Raw genomic sequence first — 2078 nt, forward strand, 5'->3', positions numbered from 1 at the left:
AGTCTAATAAATTTAGACTGTGTTTAAGAAAAGTGTAGTGGTCAACTAATTTAGGACAACTATTAAGTGGTTTTGGGCTACAAAGCATAGAAACTGATTTAGTTTGACCTTCATCGTTAGGATACATAATCAAAATCTCACAAGTTAATGTATACGGATTTGACAGCATAGGTCACTATAATTATGAACACCCCAATATGGGTAATGGCGGTTTTACGCTAATGCAAAAACTAAACCAGGCAGCTTAATTCTATTGGATAAGTGTCTTATGCTTAGGAGGGTTACCAAAAGAAGCTGATGCAGGGTTACTTGCCAAAGAGCTATGCCGTAAATACGGTATCGCTAGTTCAACCTTCTACAAATGGAAGTCCAAATACAGTGGTATGGAAGCCTCTGATGTAAAGCGTCTAAAAGAGCTTGAAGAAGAAAACCGCAGACTCAAACAGATGTATGCTGATTTAAGCTTAAAATCTCAGATGCAGGAAGAGATTATAAAAAAGCTATAGCGCCTGTATCGGGATATTACCCAGCTATTTGACGATGTTTGACAAAATTTAGCCATTTTTAGCCCACTTAGATGTCCATCGATTGAATTGAGGACACGCCCTAACAAATGACCGCAGTTTTTTATCTGACCACTGTTACTCAGTCCAGTCTTTATTTTCAGAAATATAGGTAATATGCTTCATACTCCTCTCAGTGATATGCAGGGATTAAGACCCTAATCTCCTTATATTACGCAGAGAAAAAACGAATAAAACAACGCACACGAATCTCAAATATAAGAAAGCGGCTTAATCATTCTTGGGAGGTATGGAATATGTGCCAACAACATGTGCGACCAAATCGCTAGAGCCTTCTGAATATAAAGAAACCTCACCTATGATGAGCGTTCGACCTACTTTTAGCAAGGTGCAGTCAGCAATAATACGTGCTTCTGATGATGGTTTACGCAAAAAATTGATGGTAAGGCTCGTCGTCACTGTCAACGGTACAATGCCAATCTTACCCAGTATCGCCACATAAAGCGCTACATCAGAAATGCTCATCAATACAGGGCCAGAGACGGTTCCACCAGGACGCAGCTCGTCTATACCAATATCATGTGATAAGGTCGAACTATTATCGCCTACTGCTTCAACCACACATTTGGTTTGAGGAAACTCTAATGCCATAAAGGCGACTATCTCTTCTTTGGTTGCAGACATACATACTCCTAGGGGTTAATGATCCTTGTTGTTACCTAGCTACTTTTCTCATTAAGGGTCATTGATTTGTCAATATTTCGTTAAATACCGATAGTACTACTTCATTTAACTGATGGGTATTCTTCGTCCTTTAAAATTACGAAAAATTATTAGCTATTATAATGACTTAATGATATCAGGGTCTACATTGTGTAGTAGATGCCATTACAGCCTAATCCAAATAAAACCGATACAATCCTATTAACAATCGTATTTAATGAAATAAACAATGACTTATTCAATAGACTATCGTAAACAGGTACTTTCTAGCATAGCTAATGGTATGACCATTCGAGAAGCTTCCCTGTTTTATGGGCTTAGTACCGCGGTGTGCCCGCTTTGTTTGCTTACGCCAATGCTTTAGCAGTGTCTAAAAGCGATAGTTAGTTAGTCTAACACAACCAAAAAGGTCGGCTAACCGTCATTAGCCGACCCTGTTTTTATGTGCGTTGCAAGCTAATTATGGCAGAGCCTGAAAGCGCCCGTGCCTAGATACTAAACATCCGAAGCATACTATAGTAAGCTCGGCATAAAAACGATACAGCGGAACTGGAATGATTTTTTTTGCAGCCTCTGTCTGCGCAGGCACAGCACGCCAGAAAAATTTATACCAGTGCCGCGTCAAAACATGATGTATCTACTTTATTTAGAATCGACTATACAAGGAAAAATCCGCACAACCTTCACTCGAAGCCTTTGCATTTCAAGCATTGGTGGATTATTAGTTAAGAGTGAACTGCCCGATAATATCAGGGCAGTTCACTCTTAACTTCTCAAGATTCCTATACAATATATACTTTAGATTTATTAGATTAATCTAAGAAAATTCAG

At 38.8% G+C, this 2078-nt stretch carries 1 protein-coding gene and 1 pseudogene; one reads left to right on the forward strand and one right to left on the reverse strand.

From position 1 onward, the window contains the following. Positions 1-257: 257 nt before the first annotated feature. Positions 258-500, forward strand: a pseudogene (locus tag VLN09_RS01025) (transposase); the annotation flags it as partial. Positions 501-794: 294 nt separating this feature from the next. On the opposite strand, the gene VLN09_RS01030 reads toward VLN09_RS01025, so the two are convergent. After that, entirely contained in the window at positions 795-1208 is a 414-nt protein-coding gene (locus VLN09_RS01030) for a PaaI family thioesterase (protein WP_325243247.1), read from the reverse strand. Positions 1209-2078 lie beyond the last annotated feature (870 nt).

The organism is Psychrobacter sp., assembly GCF_035469765.1.
Taxonomy (GTDB): Bacteria; Pseudomonadota; Gammaproteobacteria; order Pseudomonadales; family Moraxellaceae; genus Psychrobacter.